Below are 1,168 nucleotides of genomic sequence, written 5' to 3' on the forward strand. Positions count from 1 at the left end.
GCGGCGGGGCGGCACCGTGCGGGGGCGCCGCTGCCCGAGAATCCCCCGCAGCGGGCCGTCCCCCCACGAGGGCCCGCCGCGTCCGCACCCCGCCCGGCCCGGCGGCGGACCCCGCGACCGGGGCCGGTGCGGGGGACCCGGGAACGGGAACAGGAGCGAGAAGGAGGGCGAGGACCGTGGCGGACACGAGACTCACGCTGGTCAAGGGCGACATCGCGGCGCAGGAGGTGGACGCGGTCGTCAACGCGGCGAACTCCTCCCTGCTGGGCGGCGGGGGAGTGGACGGCGCCATCCACCGCGCGGGCGGCCCCGGCATCCTGGCGGCCTGCCGCGAACTGCGGGCCGGCCCCTACCCGGACGGCCTGCCCACGGGCCGGGCGGTGGCCACGACGGCCGGCCGGCTCCCGGCCCGCTGGGTGATCCACACGGTGGGGCCGGTCCACGGCGCCTCGGCCGACGGTGCCGAACTCCTGGCGTCCTGCTACGCGCGGTCCCTGCACGTGGCGGACGAACTCGGGGCGCGCACCGTCGCGTTCCCGGCCGTGTCCGCGGGCGCCTACGGCTGGCCGCTCGACGACGCGGCCCGGATCGCGGTGCACACCGTCCGGCAGGCCGTGACCGCCGTCGCCGAGGCCCGCTTCGTCCTCTTCGACGACCGGGCGTACGAGGCGTTCGCGGCGCACCTGCCCTGAGCGGCGCGGTGGCTGCGCCCGAGTGGCAGGGCGGGCACGCAGGAGGCGCGCGGCGGCCTCCTTCCGGCCACGCCACCCGGCCGGGGGCCACCGAGTGATTGTCATGGGCATGGACACCCAACGCCCCGCGTGCCAGGCTGAGTTGAGCGCGGACCGGACCTCGGGAGCTATCTGACAACGTTGTCGAAGATGCCCGCGGACTCATCCGCCAAGCCCTCACCCCCACACCGAGGAGCGACGATGAACGCACGACGCAGAACCACCGGGCTCGCCGCGGCCGTCCTGGCGGCCGCCGCCCTGACCTGTGCCGCCCCGGCGCTGGCCGCCCCGCCGGCCGCCCCCGCGGCAGGCACCTCGACGGTGCGTGTGGGCGCGCACGAGCAGCACGCGGCCGCACGTTTCTGGACCTCCGCGCGGCTGCGCTCCGCGACGGACGTGACCGCGACCGCCGTTCCCGCGGGGCGGGTCGCGGGCGG

1 protein-coding gene and 1 pseudogene are annotated in these 1,168 nt (G+C 77.8%); both read left to right on the forward strand.

Annotation, left to right across the window (positions count from 1 at the left end; translation table 11 throughout):
• Positions 1-176: 176 nt before the first annotated feature.
• The gene (locus L1885_RS28550) at positions 177-692 is read left to right on the forward strand and encodes an O-acetyl-ADP-ribose deacetylase (RefSeq protein WP_235800033.1); all 516 of its coding nucleotides are present in this window, start codon (positions 177-179) and stop codon (positions 690-692) included.
• Between the two features lie 240 nt (positions 693-932).
• Positions 933-1,168, forward strand: a pseudogene (locus L1885_RS28555) (hypothetical protein); the annotation flags it as partial.

Source organism: Streptomyces fuscigenes (assembly GCF_021556455.1).
In the GTDB taxonomy this organism is placed as follows: Bacteria; Actinomycetota; Actinomycetes; order Streptomycetales; family Streptomycetaceae; genus Streptomyces; species Streptomyces fuscigenes.